Origin of the sequence: Bacillus sp. 7_6_55CFAA_CT2, assembly GCF_000238655.1 — a bacterium.
Taxonomy (GTDB): Bacteria; Bacillota; Bacilli; order Bacillales; family Bacillaceae_G; genus Bacillus_A; species Bacillus_A cereus.
Genome location: NZ_JH414717.1, coordinates 31,378 through 48,473, shown reverse-complemented (window position 1 = coordinate 48,473; position 17,096 = coordinate 31,378). Strand labels below are relative to the sequence as shown.

Below are 17,096 nucleotides of genomic sequence, written 5' to 3'. Positions count from 1 at the left end.
GTTAAATTTTAAAATAACTAAAAAATTAAACGTAATTTTTAGAACACTTGTTCTCATTTTAACACTGATTTCACATTTTGACGATAGCAAATTGCTTTATCCAAATATAGTTTATTAATTAAGATTCAGGTGATAATCATAGTTTGTGAATAATTCACAATGATTTCACGTATTTCAAATTCGATATTTAGGAAATATCCCTAAAAACAACGAATGCGATTGCCTCTATTGAGACAATCGCATTCAAATTATTTAAAGGTTACCCGATTCCGCCACCAGGATCTCCCATTCTAGCTACTAATTGTTCTGAATCTTTTTTAACTATATTGTTTGGTTGCTCTTTGCTACCAGCAGCAGTATAAATAATTCCTGCCGCAAGAACTATACTTGTTAATACAAATAATAATTTCTTCATATAGCACCACCCTCATATATTATACCATTTTTATTAAATTCTACCACCATTTTTTTAGGGAACTTGCAATAGAACCTATTACCAGCGCACTCAAATAGCGCAATCGACTTTTCGATTAAAGTAATATCATTCTTCGCTATTCCCAAATAACAATATTGCATTGGAGTTAAAAATCCATTTTTCTTTTCTAAATCATTAAGAATAGTAACTGCACTTTTGTGATTTCCCTTAATGATCTCTAATAAAGACTCCTCAGCAGGATGAAAGATTTTGATTTTATCCAAATCTTTTTTATTAACTAGCTTAATAAATGCAAACGTATTAAGAATTTCTTGTCGTCTTTGTTTCTCTCTTTCAAAGTAATATGGCTCTAATTGTTCCAGGGACTCTTTTATATACTTAGATGCACTTTCGTAGCAATCAAAAGTAAACGATTCCGCTAGATACACAAGAGCTGAAGCTCTTAAAAGATTAAAACAACACTCAGGATCTTCTAGTTCCAAAATCTCATGGCATGTATTTCTAAGATTTTCGAGTTTATCCTGGACTAAATATGCAAAAGACAAGCATTCTTTTATTCTGCCTAAATAAGCTGTTTTAATAAAACTATCGGAAATATCATCAACTTTTGGTAGTAAGACGTCAGCATATTCGAATAATGAGGTGTATGTTTCTAAATCACACATAGTATAGCAAGTTAATATGCCATATAAGATCTTCATTTCCTTTGTTTTAATGACTTTGCTACCTTTACGATCTTCAAGTCTATCCAACAATTCTTGTTTTGCAATGACACCGCTGCTGCGCTGCCATACTAATTCATATACATATGCCCATTCTCGATTCATCGCAAGGGATGAGTTCTTTTCCTGGTCTACAATAAATTTCAATAACAGTAGATCACCTTTAGCATTTGCATACTCCATAGCAATTCTTAGATTCTTTTTACTTGTTGTAACTGAACAAAAGGCACATAACATCTTACGCTTTTTGTTAATGTCATTCTCGTATAATATGTCCAGTAACTTAATTAACTTCCAAAATCCAAATTGATTTTTTCCTGATAAATTCTTCGAAAATGTTCCTGGAGTAATGCCAATCTCTTTAGCAACGTCTTCCTGGTTTCTCTTTTGAAAATCTATATCGTTAATAAGTTCAGCTAAAAATCTCGCAAATTTTTTTTTTGATTCTTCATCTTCCATTTTTACCTTATGATCCATAACTATTGCGCCCCTTCTGGAACAGAGACTTTTCGTTCCTATCATCGATTAATACGACATGTAACGTGAAAATTTCCCCAAAAAACCAATAGCGTAAATTCTATATGTTTATATATCGCTATGTAACTATTAGATTACCAAAAAATATATAAAATACATCACCATATTATACTATTTTTCCCATTGTTTTATTATGCAATTATGCATATATATGTTAATTGATAGATGTGTGACCCCCAAACATAGAGGTCACAGCATACACTATCCACCTAATTTACTAATTTTACATTACATTAAAAGTTAGAGGATATTCTTATACTCATAAAGTGTTACATTTCAAGAAAAAAGGAATTAAAATCCTACTTCTTCAATTCCTTTTTTAACCGCTTATTAGCCTGGTATAAAAACGGTTTATTCTCATAGATTTGATGCTTGAAATAAGAATAACTGCCTTTTAAAACGGTAATTTGAAGCTTCTCAGACTGTAATAATACCCAATACTTACTTTCATCAAGCACTACACCGGTCACACTCTTACCATTAGCAAAAAATACTGTAATTTCATCCCCTACAGAAAAAACATATTCAGTTGGCTTACTATAACCGGCTGCTTTCATTTCCTCAGTATAAAAATCATTAGTCTCTAATAAAGCAGTGTGTTTATCATGTAAAATATAAGATAAAGCACTCTTCATAATCGTACAGAAATTACCCTTCTCTGTTTTGATATACAGATAATAAGCTCCCTCAGACAATACAAATCCTTTCATACCTTTACCATCTTTAAACGCAAACGCTATCTTTTCCCCTATATCAAAAGCGAATGATGTTTTCTTATCTTCAGGTGTATAATTAGGCGATCTTTCTTCAACTGACACAAACTCTTCATGCTTTATATATTTTACTTCTGCAAAATTAACAGTTACCTGATAAGGTTCACCATCCCCATCCACATCTAAAACACAATAATATTCCTCAATTGTTGTAACTTTCCCTTTTAAAAAACCTTCATGACCAAATAACTTAACCTCTACATCAGTCCCCCTCATGAATACATAAGAGTGTCTATAACGTCCCTTTTTATCACGATCTACAGAATAATTTTTACCCATACAACACACCACCAATAGAATAGATTTCTAATATAGTCTAAATAATTTCACATACCATAAAGAGTACATAACCCTAAATAACTAAAAATAATCCCCTAGCAATAAGTAAAGCCCTAAGTATTAAACGTATAACGCTATAGCTATCTGTCCGAAACATGTATCGTAGATATAATTATGTATTGGCACAGTGGACAATTAAAAATTAACCAGCTGGTAGCCCTTCGATTAGGCTATATGACACCGTTTCTTCTGCCATAGCGCTATCGTTCTTTGCTTGTAGTAAGATATTACCCATTTGGGGAAACAGCTCGTTTAAATAGCTTAAATAACTCTCTCTCTTTTGCCCTTTTTCACGTAATGCAAATGAAATTAACATTCCAATCGTTGAAAAACCTGTTTTTGCAGTTTTTCCTTTCCCTTCAACAGTCTTATATATTTTATTACTCTTTTTCAGGACAGTGTTTAGGGTACTTCTAGGAATATTAATCGCTTCACATAGTTCTTTTTGTGTAAAGTATAGCACAGGTTTGTTTTTAGAATTCATTGACAGGAAAGCAATAATATCGGCTTCCCACTCATGCCAATGAGAACGCACTCGATCTTCACGTTGCTTTTTATGTTTTCTCCAAAATGCAGCTGGTGATCTAAACGAATTAACTTGTCCAGGTGTCGCATATGTTTGAAGTAGACGGTCAATGTAATCTTTGTGTGCAGCCTGGTATTTTCCTGAATATGCAGACATGACAATTCCTCTAACCTCAACATGATCTAAAGGTTGTTCCAGGTTACTATTAAACTGATCCATCATATCTAGTGTTTCTTTAATTGATACTTCACTTTGGAAACATGCTAATGAAAGAGTGAAAATAGCATTATTACGCCCTGCTTTTGTTTGTTGTGGCGCTATATTCGTACAATTTATAACTTGCTTAAACCACACTTCTTCTACCTGTTTAGGCTGTTCCACAGGTTTGTTTTTAGAAAATGGAGTTTCAATTACGTTATTTTCACCTGGAATTGCGAAAAATTCTTTGCCTTTGTTATCATCTTGTCTCTTACTCCAATCCTGCAGCTCCTTGAAAGAATATACATTTTCCTCAAAGAACATAATGATATTCTCTTCCGAAGGCATTCTGAAGAAGCCAAAGTGATTACATGTTAAATCTACTTGTGGTAGGCTTTCAGCAAACATTTCTCTCAAGTTTTGAGAGATTCTTTTTGCTGATTTAATAGCGATATAGTTCTTTTTATTTGTTACATATACTGCTTTATCTAGCACATAATATACTTGGTAACCCTTTGTAGTTTGAAGGATCATAGTTGGCACACCAAAACCAGCGTTTAACGCAACATCATTGATTGCTGTCATTGGGAATGACTTTGAATCAATATCAATTACGAAACAATTAATTTGCTGTAAGTTCTTTTCCGTATGCCCAACGATTGTACGAAGACCATTTTCACTATATGTACCAAAATTATATACATTAGGAGTCCAGTGAGAAGCTTGTCCAACATGATCCAGTGTAGCTTCCTCAGATGTTAATACTACTCCTCTTGTGCCAAAAGGTGCGCTTAAATCAGCTTTTTTACGAGTGATAAAAATAGATCCTTTTTTATTCTTCTTACCATTCAGCATTTTGTATTCAAATTTCTCTTGGTTTGTAATTGATACTAGAGCAGCTTTTGAATTTTTAGATTTATATTTTCGTAAACCTTTATGAAGTATAAGATTAATAGCTTTTTGTACTGTATTCATGTTGGAACTCCTTTCTACTAAATTTAAGACAACAAAAAAAGGTGAGCAGTTATATCACTGCTCACCTAAATAAATAGACTTCCCGAATTGTATAAAAAGGTAGAAAAAACCATAATTAAATACGCTTATAAATGCACTTAAATAAGGGTTTCTATCTTTACAAATCTACACTAATTAACTATACTAATAGGAGATATTTCATATCTCAATAGCATAGTTAATTAGAACGGTTTGGGAAGTTTACTCACTGAGTCAGCAGTGACGTAAATGGAATACAAGATGTTTCCAGCAAATTGTATTCACCAAGAAGTAGAAATGTTTCCAGCAGATCTACTTCCTCTGTCCTTGAGATTTCCAGTCTCATAGACAGCCGTTCTTTTTTTATTTGTTTTTGTGTTTATGTGTCTTATATATATCCTACAAATTCTTCCGAATTTTTTATGTATATTATCAAACTAAATCGAATTGCGTTGAGAAAACTTGTTGTCTATAACGTTACAACAAGTTTTTTTGTTTGTAAACAAAGAATTTCATCAAAACCTCTTTCATTTACACAAGTTCACATGTGCAAATGTGTAAATGTGTAAATTTCTGTTATCCGCTTTCTTTCTATTAATTGAAAAACTAACACTGAATTAATTTTTACACTTGTGTAAATGTCCACAAGTGTAAATGTGTAAAAATATAATTATATAAACCTATCAAAACCTTATTATATCAACGTTTCTCTTTTGTTTGTGAACTTGTGTAAATGTGGACATGTGTAAATGTGTAAATTTATGTTGATATTATTTAAGCTTGGTAGTATAATTGCATTAACAAGTTTTTACACATGTGAACTCGTGTAAATGTGGACATGTGTAAAAAGGAGAAAAGTTTTTTTGGAGGGATACATATGAAATTGAAAAGACCGTTAACTATTACTGTAGCAAACAGTAAAGGTGGTGTTGGTAAATCTACTATTGTAAGACACTTATCTTACCATTTAGCATTAAAAGGATATAAAGTTCTAACAGTTGATATGGACCCGCAGGCCAACACAACAAAAACAATGATCTTAACAAGAAAAAGAATTAATGATGAATACTTCGCTTTCGACAAAACATTAATGAGAGCTGTACAAGATGGTAGTTTAGAAGACATGCAATTGAATATAATGGATAATTTAGATTTACTCCCTTCCCATAGTGACTTCGAAAACTTCGAAACGTTACTAACATCAAGATTCGGTCATGCTGATCCTTCTGATCCTAACTATCATCAGGTAGAAGCTAATAAGATCAATTACTTTAGAAGACTATTAGAACCTTTAAAACAAAATTATGATTTTGTTATCATTGACAGTCCACCTACAGCATCTTATTATACAAAAAGCTCTGCAATGGCAAGTGACTATGTACTTGTAGCATTCCAAACTCAAAGTGATAGTTTAGATGGTGCTAATGATTATATCAGTCGATTCCTAAGAAAATTAGTAGAAGAATTTAATGCTCCACTTGATGTAATTGGCATTTTACCAAATCAATTACATAGTGCCGGTAAAATCGATGCTACAGTACTTCAAGATGCAAAAGACATTTTTGGAGAAAATAATTTATTTAGAAACTTAATACCTTACGCTAAAAGAATTCAAAGCATTCCACGTATTGGCTTAAATAAAGATCAATATTGGGACAAGAAGTTATTTAATGAAGTTTTTGAACCATTTGCAGATGAATTTTTAGAACGAATTGAGAAAATGGAGGAATTGAGCAATGAGTAATAATATGGGTTTTTTCAACAAAAAGGAGGGTGGGGAGAACCCTGGTGATAAAAATAAAGGAGGGAAAATTGATGTTGGTTATAAAGCCGATGTCATTCCCTCTACTCCTTATGACCCAAGTTTACCTGCAAAAGCAACTTTGGTGAATGGAGATAAACGTGGTACTATTCGAATGCCTTTAGAGACTAAACACGAATTCGATGCTTTACTTGAAATTTCAGAGTACCAATATGCTTATGAACTACTAGGTGAAATGCATAACTTATATATGGAAAAATTGTCACCTGAACAACTAAGATTATTCCATGCACAACTTGAAAACATTAAACGTAAAGCTGCTCTTAAAGAAGCTAAGAAACAACAAAAGAAATAAAAATAACATGTGTAAATGTGTACATGTGGTCTTTTACACATTTACACATGTTATACCTACATAAAACATATAGAGCCATATAACCCCTCTATATCGGTGTTGTAGTGATGAACCCTATATTTTTTTCACTTAATTTTGTGTACATGTGTACATGTGTACAAGTACACATGTACACAAAAGAAAGGAGCGATAACCATGCGAACCCTCGGTATTATAGGCTTAGTTGTCATAGTTTTAGTATTTTTAAATGTAATTTCTCTACATACAATCGGAACATTATCTCTCATAATAGGACTTTTAATAGCGTTCTTAATAGGTGCTTACTTCCTATATTATATAGTCCTTAGTTTCCTGGCACTATTTACTACTATCGTTGGAATTATCTTGGTTATCTGCTTAATATCTTATGCTTTTCTAATCTAATGTATCTAACCCCTGGGAGGATCTACATGAATCTTAATTCAGAATTAAAGACCATTCTTAGATGTAAAAAGTTACTATCTGAAGCTTATTCAGTTGGAGGAGGTGAGGAAATTGAGTTTATTCGTAACGGTCATAAATATATGTACTTCGCAATCACTTCACCATACAACGAGACCCGTTATTATCGAATAGACGATTGGTTGGATACTTATCAGCTTGAAGGAAAGAAATGGCTATATTCCATGACTATATAGCGCTATAGCTCTTGAGAAAGGAGAACATGTATGACAATACCTAAGAGAAAACAAATCCTAGAAGCTACTATTAATGCCCAGGTATCTCAAAACTATCAAGATTGCCAAGAGTGGATCAATGAGACCCTAAGAATAATGGCTAAAGGTACAAAACACGAAAAAGATGTAAATTGGGCTTTAGAAGTATGCAATACCTATAAAAGTTTATGGATAAATCAAAGTACACATACAAAAGGAGAAATGCAAAATGAACTACACTAAAACTACTATAACTGACGAGAATATTGAAATGTTAAAAACGTTGTCCCATCCAATTCGTGTTGAAATTATAACAATTCTTATGCAACATAACACATTGAATGTTTCAGAACTCGTTAATAAACTACAAATACCACAATCAACAGTTTCACAGCATCTTTCTAAAATGAAAGGAAAGATAGTAGGATGCGATAGAAGAGGTTTAGAGGTGTATTACTACATAAGTAACCCTAAAGTCCCACAAATCATTGAGATTTTACTGCTTAACAATAAGTAAATTAACTATGATAGGAGAATTAAAGTATGAACGTTTTAATAGAAAATCAAAAATCAAATTATTTCTTTGATTCATTTTTCAAAAATCATCCTATAGAAAATGATGTATTTGTTATCGAAGCAAACGAAAAATATTTCTTTTTTGAACACGATACCGTTATTGATATGATTAAAAATTTCACACAAAAAGACCAGGACTATATTAGAAGACAGTTGCAACTTTACAATTACTTAAATCAAGATCTTAGAATCTGCTTAATGCAAATTGCATCTGACTACATCAGAAGGCTTATAGGAAAACATAAAAAAACAGACTGTAAGATCCTACCCCTACAATCTGTCATTCATTGCAATTAAAGAATATGGAGATCTCTAACGCAATATACCCAAATCAATTATACTATAATCCTATATAACTTGTAACTAAAAGGAGTCTTTACGGACTCCTTTTTACTATCCTTCAATAAATAATTTCTACAGATAAAAAATTCGAATTCCAGCTAAAGTTCCATAAATTCTAAAGGGTTAATTCTTATTAATTCACCTTGTTCGTCAAATTTAAATGTTGAACTTGGAATTTTCCCTTCAATTACTCTATTTCTTTCTAAAAATTGGTCATAATTAAGTCTACCGTCGATATAAGCGTCCAAGACTTTATTTTTCAAATCCTTTTGTCTATTACGCTCCTCTTCTAAACGTTTATTAAATTTATCTATTTTTTCCTGCGTAATACAGTTTTCAGCTTTATTTCCAATATCAACAAAATATTGCTTAGTATCTGCATTACAATCTATTGACAATGACATAGATGCTGGCAGTGTTCTCTTAAATCTTCCTGTATATGAGATTTTTTGTTCATAAGTAATTTGCTGATCTATTTCTATAGACATATAAGAAGCATTAATGGATACACTCCAACCCCAACCATCAAGAATACCCATGAAATTCATGTCTTCAATTTTAGGTGTTGGTTCAAATTTAAAATAATCTTCTGATGTATCTAATCCCTTAAGAATGTCTTTACCCATCTCAAGAATTTGTCGACCATATTTTTCTGTAGCTAAAGTCCCTTCAACAAACTCTGTTTCAATTACCTTGCTACTAATTATATCAACCATCGTCCTTTGAAATTCAACTCCACTAACTTTAAACCAACCAACATGTCCTCTCCCTGAGAATTTTTCTTTAACATATTTCCAAACCTTTTTAAGTTCAGCTTTTACATTCACTGTCCATGGATCACCTACAAACTCAGCTTCACCTTCAATACCTACTGCAAAAGAAGGATCAGCTGTAAGTTTTGATTTAGATAATGAACCAACATAGAATGCTAATTGAGAATTTTGAGGTGATTCAATTACATAGTTAAATGCTGTGTCAAATTGTATATTTTTAGGGAAATCTTGTGGTTGATCCTTCATATACAAGGCATTTTCAGCAAAATATGGTGTGACTTTAACATTATCTACTGCCAATGGCACTAATGAGGGCGATTCAATACTAAAAACTGATTTTATCTGTTCAGTAATTGCATTTCTTTGATTAGAAGTAATCCCTATTTTAGCTTTCCCAGCAATTGTTGCACCTACAGCATCAAAAACATGGCTACCATCCTGAATTATATACATATCGCCAATACCCCAATACTTAACTCTGAATTCAAGAAGAGTGTCATTCAAAATCGTTTCAGCAACCTGTGGAATGTAATGAAACACATTACTATTTTGGTCATCTTGATACGCAACTACTCCATTTACTGAGGTAGCTGCACTAATTTTTGGTGCCATTATTTATTACCTGCTTTCAATTAATATTTTTAACGTTCTTGACTAGTTATCCCTTTCATCTTTATATTTAAACTTTCCAAAATGTCCCATATTACTTATAAACAGCAATAAAAAAGTGATAAATCAGTTTCTGACTTATCACTTTACACATCTACTTACTTTTTAACCTCTGCCCACTTATAATTAAACTCTCCACCAAAATCATTTGTCACAATGCCTTTTACTGAAGAACGTTGTAAATATGATCTGCCTTGTTGATAAAAAGGTGCTACCGCTCCATCTTCTAATAAGATTTTCTCTGCTTGTTTCATCGCTTTCCAACGTGCCTTTTCATCACCAGCCAAATCTATTTTTACTTTATGAATGAGTTCATCATATTGTTTGTTTGAATACTTATCAAAGTTATATGTACTATCTGTCGTAAATAAATCTAAAAACGTAATAGGATCAGGAATATCTGGCCCCCATACGTCTACACCTATGTCATAATCGCTACTTAACAACAATTCAATTTGTTGTTTACGTGGTTGCGGTTTAACATTCACAGTTAATCCATTTAAATTCTTTTCAAGCTCACCTTTTAAATACTCTGCATTTCTCTTTGCTAATGCATTATCACTAGTTAGCAATTCTAGTGTTACTTCTTCTTTCCTTAGCTCTTGCTTGGCTTTTTCCCACTCTTTCTTTGCTGCATCTACATCATATTTCGCTAAGTTTCCATTCTCTTTTCGGAAGTCTTTTCCGTCCGATCCTTTTGCAAAATTAAACGGTACAATCCCTTCCGCTGGAAGCGACCCATTGTTTAGAACTATTTCTGTAAAAGCCTTCTTATCAAACGCTTTACTTATTGCCAATCTTGCATATTTGTTTTTTAACACTTCATTTTTTTGATTCAAACGTAAAAACTGCATAGTTACTTCAGGGCGCTCCTTGAAGTCAGGGCTATTTCTATATTTGTCTACAAAATCTCCTGTTAATCCTACACGATCTATTTGACCCGATTCATATAAATTCACTTCAGTTGACTTATCTTTTATAATATCAAAATTAATTTCATCTAATTTAACTGTTTGAGCATCCCAATAGGATTTATTCTTCTTAAATTGAAAACCTTGTTCATGCTTCCAACTATCCAGCATAAATGCCCCATTATAAATTAACTGATCTGCTTCTAGACCATATTGATTCCCTTTTGATTTAAAATACTTCTCGTTTATTGGTAAAAACGTTGGAAACGTTGTCAAATTTATAAAGTAAGGGACGGGTTGTTCTAATTGTACTTCTAATGTTTTATTATCTACTGCTTTTACTCCTAGCTGATCTACAGGTAGCTCTTTACTATTTATTTTCTTTGCATTCTTTATGTCAAAGAATAAAAACGAGTATTCTGCTGCTGTATCAGGACTCACAGCTCTTTTCCAAGCAAAAACAAAGTCTTCAGCTGTAACTGGCGTTCCGTTTGACCATTTCGATTCTCTCAAGTGGAATGTGTACGTTTTTTTATCTTCACTTACATCATAAGATTTCGCCACACCAGGAATTAATTTATTGTCTTTCCCTAATATATACAGACCTTCAAACACATTACGCATTACATTCATTGATTCACTATCAGTTGCTTTTGTTACATCCATTGTTGGGATCTCCGCTATATACGGTAAATTAATGGATTGTTTTGTTTCTTTTTTGTCAGTTGCCTTTGCTGTATTTTTAGTCTCTTTCTCTCCACTACTACAAGCTGTTAGTAGAAAACTAGCACATAAAACAGAAGCAACAACCGATGTAACCTTTTTAAACATCTTACTTTCTTCCTCTCTACATGTACGGTTCATCTTATTAAATTATCTATATATCGGATTTTACAGAATATTAGAAGGAAGTTTTTCATTCTCTAAACGTATTCCAGCACCTTTTCTCCTATATGTAGCATTTAAATAATAAACCTCTTATTACTTTAACACTAAAAACGTAGCACTCTAGAGATTATTGTGTCAATCACTAAAATTTATTTTTAATAAGGTATGTGAAATTATATTTTTATATAAATTAAGAAGAGCGTGAACAATACGCTCTTCTTAATTGTTATCTTGAAATTTTCTAACTGACTTTTATGTTACTGCTACTTAATAGCAGTATCTCCAGTATATATTTTAGTATTTTTCATTTCGTCTTCAAATTTCGAACGATCGCTAGATAGTAATGCAGCAATATCAAATTCATATTGGTAAAACTCATGTATTCTATTTGCTGCGACTGGAACAGGAATTATAGTTGCACCTTTATATAAGTAATTTGAAGGATAGACAAAATCATTATATCTATACTCCAAAGTAATAAGTCTATTACAATTATATTCATTAAACGTATTATCCCACACCGCATCTTCAAGCTGTTTATCACTTTGTCTTTCTAATATTGAGCCTAAGGTAACTGAAACTGATAAATCATCTTTATAAACAATCTTATTACTCTGTACAACCCAACTATCCTCAGTTGAATTTTTAATGATTTCTATTAGTTCATTATATGACATGCTAAACCCTCATTTCTACTAAGTTAATTTCTTTATCTTATACCTATTTATAACCCATACAACCAAAACAGAATTGTAATATCCTATTACCTAAATTATACCATACCGAAATAATCTCTTCATCATATGGCGCTATACTAGTAATACGTAAAAAAATTTTTGATGTGTGTTTTAAAGTAACAGCCATGTAAACTGACTTTTATGTTATCAAACAGAAAGGTGCACAGAACTGTCTATTAACTACACAGACTTAGCCCTTTTTCCAGGGTATTGCTATTCAAAATCGAATAAAATAAACTATAAATATCCGCGCGGAGCAATAAAAATTCTAAAGAAGAGAGGTAATTCAGATGAATTACATTTACATTTTATATTTCTCATTTAGTATTCCATTATTATTGTTGCCATTTATAGTACGGCAGAAATTAGATTTACAATTTTTAAAATTATACTTAACTATTAATTTCAATAGAGATAACACGTTTAACCCATTACTATGCGGTATAACAAGTTTCTTGATTGGGTATATGCTTTTAACGTCCATTGATTTTATATCGGTTACGATCGCTACTGTCTTTACAATCAAATTTTTTCATAAACTATTAACAACAGTACCAAAAACTATTTCGAACATTTAACATAAAATCAAAGAGCCTGACTTATACAAGCCAGGCTTTTTGTTTCATCAATATACTATAAGACTATCACTCTAATTTTCTAGCAATCGCATAAATAACCGGCACACTAACAGAATTCCCTGCTTGTCGATACAATTGTGTATCTGAGTTTACTTCCTTTGCACAATCAAACGCCCATCCTGGAAACCCCTGAAGCGCCCAACACTCTTTAGGTGTAAGCCGCCTAACTCTAAGATCCTTTGTTAGTACTGCCTGATTACAAGCTGTATCTAACGTTTGAGCAACACCTTTCCCTACCCTTCCTCTTCTAGTCTTGCTTCCTGGAACAGAATAATTAATACTATCCCCTACTTCAGCTTCTGCATAGCCTACTTTTGTAGCTTCTTTAATACGGATTTTATAACTTTTCATTATTTACACTCTCCATTTTACTTTTTCTATTTAAGCTGCCTTTTGGTTAGGAAGTACAATTTTAGGTGCATCTTTGCAAGTGATTGTAGGCGATAGTCCCATAGGATCACACAGCTCTCCCCCTCTTCTCCAACCACTAGAATTGGTATTCCCTATTACTTTAATACGATTTTGTGTAGCTTCTCTTCTGATAGGAAATACTTTTCTTGTACGTTTTGTTCGAGAATGTCCAATAATGAATACTCGTTCTCGATTTTGTGGCACTGGTCTTTCTGCTGTAGAGAAGTCTCTAGTGTTGAGCAAAAACCATTCTGCATCATACCCTGCTTCATCCAAACTAATGAGAATTCGGGCAAAATCCCATCCTCCATTAACTGAAAAGAGGTTTTTAACGTTTTCAATGAACAAGTATTTAGGTCTATCTTCTTCTTTTTGGCTTTTGAGAAGGTCAATCGTTTTGTAAAATAGTCCAGATCTTGCTCCTGCAAGTCCTGTAGCCCTTCCTGATGCGATTGAAATATCGGTACACGGAAATCCGAAAGTCCACACGTCTGCTTTTGGTATTGCTCCTGGTTTAATGTTGTTAATGTCATGTTCTGTCCATTCCCCTCTAGTATTATGTATAGCTTCATATGATTTTCTAGCAAACTTATCCCACTCAACATAACCAATACATTTATGTGATGCTTCCTCCATTCCTAATCTAAAACCGCCTATACCAGCGAAAAAATCTATAAATGTTAATGACAAACAAATCCACTCCTTTATTTAATCTATTAGTTATGAAATATATAAAACAAAAAAGACTGCAAACTAGTATCTTTTACTAGCTTGCAGCCTTCGATTTTTTCGTTTCGGCTAACCTTAATGTTTTTGTTTCTCTCAGCATAATAGGAACTGAATTACAATATTGTATTTGAATTTCTCCATATCCCGAATCAGGTGGAGAAAAATACGTTGAATCCCCTTTAGAATCAATAATATATATTCCTTCTTTATTCATATTACCCCTCCATAAAACCTCTCCCAAATCACCAATACTATATTTAGTGATTTCTTAATTAAATGTTACTACATGTGGTAATCTATTACAAATATTTTCTATAAATTAATATGACAATTTAATAATTTAAATAAAAAACAGAAAGCATATTTTTCCATTTCACACAAAAATGAGTACACCCATTAATGAATGTACTCACTTCCAAAATTTCCACCAGGATTTCTTTTTTGCTGCTGCTATTTCTTCCTGGGCTGATACGATAGTACGTTTTGCTTCTTGAATCTCTCGAACCATCTTCATAAGATTATCATCTCTTAGTTCTAACCTCTTTTCTATCCTTTCTTCACGTTCTTTCCGATCTTTCATATCATCTATTATTAATTTATTTCTTTCTTTAATATCCTCTTCGATTAATTTATTTTTTTGATCTATACGATCACTTAGTCTCTTTTCCATCTCTAATAAGTTTGCTTGCTGCACCTTATTAATTTCTTCAATCATAGCGCTATATTGCTGTTGGAATTGATATTGCATTTGGTAAGGGACTGGATCCGTACCCTGGGATTCCTCTTTCTTATTAGCGATTCCAAACTGCTTCGCAATCATTTTCGCAGCTTTTTCTAACGTCATACCATCTTGCTTACTCAATTCTACTAACTGTTCAATAAGTACAACATCAAACTCGGTATATTCCCTTCTCCCTCGACTATCCTTTCTTACATCATACCCTTCACGTTCAAGGACATCCGAATACTTTCTAAGTGTGCTACCTTTTACCCCTAAACGACTATAGACCTCATTGCTGGTATATACAATCTCCGCATCTGACATAGCGCTACGCCACCTCCTATAAGGAAAATTCCATATCAAAGCTCTAATACCTCTTAATATTCATCGACGAAGCTCGCACAGTCTTTGCTATGTTTTGTCGGAATAAAGGAATTTGAAAATAAATAAAATTTCTTTAGATTTTTACTTAAAATATAAGGTCAGGATGAGTATAATCCGAAACATGCAGTAAAAAAGGAGGGTATATTATGAAAAAGAAAAAGAAAAAAGCACATAAAAGAAAGAACAAATCTAGCTTAAAGATTCGTTTTTGGGGTTTTGAACTCTTCTTCAAATATATATCTTAATTAAACATTTATATTTTTAAAACCTCTTTATAAAAGAACGCAAGTTCGTATATAATAAGAACAGACGTTCTTTTTATTTTAAGGAGGAATCACAGTGTATGACTATTCAATCCTACCGAATAGAATCATCTTATGTGTGGATCTACGGAGTTTTTACGCTTCAGTTAGTTGCATCAAAATGGGATTAGATCCTATGCATACAAAATTGGCTGTAGTAGGTGATGTGAATAGAAATGGTTCAATCGTTCTAGCTGCAACCCCACCATTAAAAGCATTAGGTGTAAAGAAGATGGCAAGATTATACGAAATTCCTCGCAGAAAAGATATTCTTGTTGTAAATCCAATTATGAGCACTTACATTAAATGCTCCAATTACATAACAAAATTAGCTTTGCAATACATTCCTATTGAGGATTTTCACCAATATTCCATCGATGAATTCTTCATGGATATTACGGACAGTATTCATTTATTTGCCCAAGATCCTTATGAATTCGCAATGAAATTTAAGCGTGAAATATACGATCATACACGAATTGAATGCACCATAGGAATTGCTCCTAACCCACTCATGAGTAAGGTTGCCCTAGACATTGAAGCTAAGAAAAACAAAGATGGAATTGCTTTTTGGCAGTACGAGGATATACCTACAAAACTATGGAGCATACGCCCTCTTAACAAGTTTTGGGGCATATCATATAAAACAGAAGAAAAGTTAAATAGAAAGGGAATATACTCTATTGGAGATTTAGCCAATTATCCCCTTAAATACTTAAAACAGAGCTTTGGCAAGATTGGAGAAGAATTACACTTACATAGCCACGGAATCGACTTTAGTCGCATTTCAGAAAAATATGTTCCTGCCACAACTTCTGTTGGAAAAAGCCAAATTTTAATGCGTGACTACACAATAGAAGAATTTCCGATTATTCTATTGGAACATATAGAAGAAGTTTGTTATCGGCTTAGAAGACAAAATAAGCTTGCTCAAACCATTCATTTTTCTGTCGGTTATAGCAAGAGTTATAACGGTGGCATTAGAAAAACACATACTTTAAACCGCCCGACAAATTTAACAATGGATATTTATCATATCTGTACATACTTTTTACATCAACAATATACTGGCGAACCCATTCGCAGCATAAACATATCTTTAACAAACCTAATTCAAGAAGGGGAAGAACAGATTTCTCTTTTTGATAATGTCACGAAACGAGAACAAGAAGTAAAGTTAACAAAAGTAATGGATGAAATACGAACAAAGTTTGGGAAGAACAGTATTTTACGAGGGATTTCCTACACGCATAGCGCTACAGCTAGACATAGAAACACACTAATAGGAGGACACAGATCATGAATAACGCTAATATGCCCAAAGGAAGAGGTATGGTCAAATGGTCTCCATTCGCAGCAATGCCTGAACAGTTTGCTGGTATTCGTGAAATCATTAAGGAGAAAAACAAAGTAACTCGGCCGATCTTAACAGATGACGAAAAAGAATTGATTGAGAACATGTTGTTATGTTCCTTATTATCTGAAGAAGAAATACTAATTACATACTACGAAGACGGATATTTACTCTCTAGCTATATGACTGTTGTTGATATTGATCAGCAAAATAATGCTGTAATATGTACGGATGCTTTTTATAATAAAATGAAATTACAATTTTCTAATATAATAGACGTAAAATAGAGAGAGGAAGTCCTCTCCCTATTTTATATGAATCCCAA

Annotated in this window: 20 protein-coding genes; 9 read left to right on the top strand and 11 right to left on the bottom strand. The window is 32.7% G+C overall.

Features of this window, described 5'->3' with window-relative positions; genetic code table 11:
• Nucleotides 1–259: 259 nt before the first annotated feature.
• From HMPREF1014_RS31820 to repS, 4 genes are all read right to left on the bottom strand, one after another.
• Nucleotides 260–415 (bottom strand): hypothetical protein, encoded by a 156-nt coding sequence (locus HMPREF1014_RS31820; RefSeq protein WP_000734599.1) that lies wholly within the window; start codon nt 413–415, stop codon nt 260–262.
• Nucleotides 412–1,635, bottom strand: a complete 1,224-nt coding sequence (locus tag HMPREF1014_RS27820; RefSeq protein ID WP_000349660.1) for an AimR family lysis-lysogeny pheromone receptor — start codon at nt 1,633–1,635, stop codon at nt 412–414. The genes HMPREF1014_RS31820 and HMPREF1014_RS27820 overlap by 4 nt, the downstream gene beginning before the upstream one ends.
• A gap of 359 nt (nt 1,636–1,994) precedes the next feature.
• A complete protein-coding gene (locus tag HMPREF1014_RS27815) occupies nt 1,995–2,747 on the bottom strand; it encodes a hypothetical protein (RefSeq protein WP_000517806.1) in 753 nt (250 codons plus the stop codon).
• A 202-nt stretch (nt 2,748–2,949) separates the two neighbouring features.
• The gene (gene repS, locus HMPREF1014_RS27810) at nt 2,950–4,506 is read right to left on the bottom strand and encodes a replication initiation protein RepS (RefSeq protein ID WP_001099051.1); all 1,557 of its coding nucleotides are present in this window, start codon (nt 4,504–4,506) and stop codon (nt 2,950–2,952) included.
• 895 nt (nt 4,507–5,401) lie between these two features.
• Here repS and HMPREF1014_RS27805 point away from each other — a divergent pair.
• From HMPREF1014_RS27805 to HMPREF1014_RS27780, 7 genes are all read left to right on the top strand, one after another.
• Entirely contained in the window at nt 5,402–6,268 is an 867-nt protein-coding gene (locus HMPREF1014_RS27805; RefSeq protein ID WP_000769530.1) for a ParA family protein, read from the top strand.
• Nucleotides 6,261–6,641 carry a hypothetical protein gene (locus HMPREF1014_RS27800; RefSeq protein ID WP_000069534.1) on the top strand — a complete coding sequence of 127 codons (381 nt, stop codon included), beginning with the start codon at nt 6,261–6,263 and terminating at the stop codon, nt 6,639–6,641. The genes HMPREF1014_RS27805 and HMPREF1014_RS27800 overlap by 8 nt, the downstream gene beginning before the upstream one ends.
• Nucleotides 6,642–6,836: 195 nt before the next feature.
• A complete protein-coding gene (locus tag HMPREF1014_RS32400; protein WP_009327702.1) occupies nt 6,837–7,064 on the top strand; it encodes a hypothetical protein in 228 nt (75 codons plus the stop codon).
• 26 nt (nt 7,065–7,090) lie between these two features.
• On the top strand, nt 7,091–7,318 hold the full coding sequence (locus HMPREF1014_RS27795; RefSeq protein ID WP_001052698.1) for a hypothetical protein: 228 nt from the start codon (nt 7,091–7,093) through the stop codon (nt 7,316–7,318).
• 30 nt (nt 7,319–7,348) lie between these two features.
• On the top strand, nt 7,349–7,579 hold the full coding sequence (locus HMPREF1014_RS27790; RefSeq protein WP_000154982.1) for a hypothetical protein: 231 nt from the start codon (nt 7,349–7,351) through the stop codon (nt 7,577–7,579).
• Nucleotides 7,566–7,853 (top strand): ArsR/SmtB family transcription factor, encoded by a 288-nt coding sequence (locus tag HMPREF1014_RS27785; protein WP_001109996.1) that lies wholly within the window; start codon nt 7,566–7,568, stop codon nt 7,851–7,853. The genes HMPREF1014_RS27790 and HMPREF1014_RS27785 overlap by 14 nt, the downstream gene beginning before the upstream one ends.
• Before the next feature lie 26 nt (nt 7,854–7,879).
• Nucleotides 7,880–8,209: a hypothetical protein gene (locus HMPREF1014_RS27780; protein ID WP_001101552.1), complete on the top strand. Its 330-nt coding sequence runs from the start codon at nt 7,880–7,882 to the stop codon at nt 8,207–8,209.
• 143 nt (nt 8,210–8,352) lie between these two features.
• On the opposite strand, the gene HMPREF1014_RS27775 is transcribed toward HMPREF1014_RS27780, so the two are convergent.
• From HMPREF1014_RS27775 to HMPREF1014_RS27745, 7 genes are all read right to left on the bottom strand, one after another.
• Nucleotides 8,353–9,639, bottom strand: coding sequence for a hypothetical protein (locus tag HMPREF1014_RS27775; protein WP_000035311.1), 1,287 nt, complete (start codon nt 9,637–9,639; stop codon nt 8,353–8,355).
• 155 nt (nt 9,640–9,794) lie between these two features.
• Nucleotides 9,795–11,438, bottom strand: a complete 1,644-nt coding sequence (locus HMPREF1014_RS27770) for a peptide ABC transporter substrate-binding protein (protein ID WP_000475299.1) — start codon at nt 11,436–11,438, stop codon at nt 9,795–9,797.
• 320 nt (nt 11,439–11,758) lie between these two features.
• Entirely contained in the window at nt 11,759–12,172 is a 414-nt protein-coding gene (locus HMPREF1014_RS27765) for a hypothetical protein (RefSeq protein WP_000121190.1), read from the bottom strand.
• Between the two features lie 704 nt (nt 12,173–12,876).
• A complete protein-coding gene (locus HMPREF1014_RS27755; RefSeq protein WP_000844419.1) occupies nt 12,877–13,221 on the bottom strand; it encodes a DNA cytosine methyltransferase in 345 nt (114 codons plus the stop codon).
• Between the two features lie 30 nt (nt 13,222–13,251).
• Nucleotides 13,252–13,971, bottom strand: a complete 720-nt coding sequence (locus HMPREF1014_RS27750; protein ID WP_000059700.1) for a DNA cytosine methyltransferase — start codon at nt 13,969–13,971, stop codon at nt 13,252–13,254.
• A gap of 76 nt (nt 13,972–14,047) precedes the next feature.
• Nucleotides 14,048–14,224, bottom strand: a complete 177-nt coding sequence (locus HMPREF1014_RS31815; protein WP_001030997.1) for a hypothetical protein — start codon at nt 14,222–14,224, stop codon at nt 14,048–14,050.
• Between the two features lie 195 nt (nt 14,225–14,419).
• Nucleotides 14,420–15,055 (bottom strand): DUF3967 domain-containing protein, encoded by a 636-nt coding sequence (locus tag HMPREF1014_RS27745; protein ID WP_001278135.1) that lies wholly within the window; start codon nt 15,053–15,055, stop codon nt 14,420–14,422.
• A 399-nt stretch (nt 15,056–15,454) separates the two neighbouring features.
• Between HMPREF1014_RS27745 and HMPREF1014_RS27740 the strand changes: the two genes are divergently transcribed.
• Together HMPREF1014_RS27740 and HMPREF1014_RS27735 are read left to right on the top strand one after the other, a co-directional pair.
• Nucleotides 15,455–16,720, top strand: a complete 1,266-nt coding sequence (locus HMPREF1014_RS27740) for a Y-family DNA polymerase (RefSeq protein WP_000272567.1) — start codon at nt 15,455–15,457, stop codon at nt 16,718–16,720.
• Nucleotides 16,717–17,058 (top strand): YolD-like family protein, encoded by a 342-nt coding sequence (locus tag HMPREF1014_RS27735; protein ID WP_001057798.1) that lies wholly within the window; start codon nt 16,717–16,719, stop codon nt 17,056–17,058. The genes HMPREF1014_RS27740 and HMPREF1014_RS27735 overlap by 4 nt, the downstream gene beginning before the upstream one ends.
• Nucleotides 17,059–17,096: the final 38 nt, after the last annotated feature.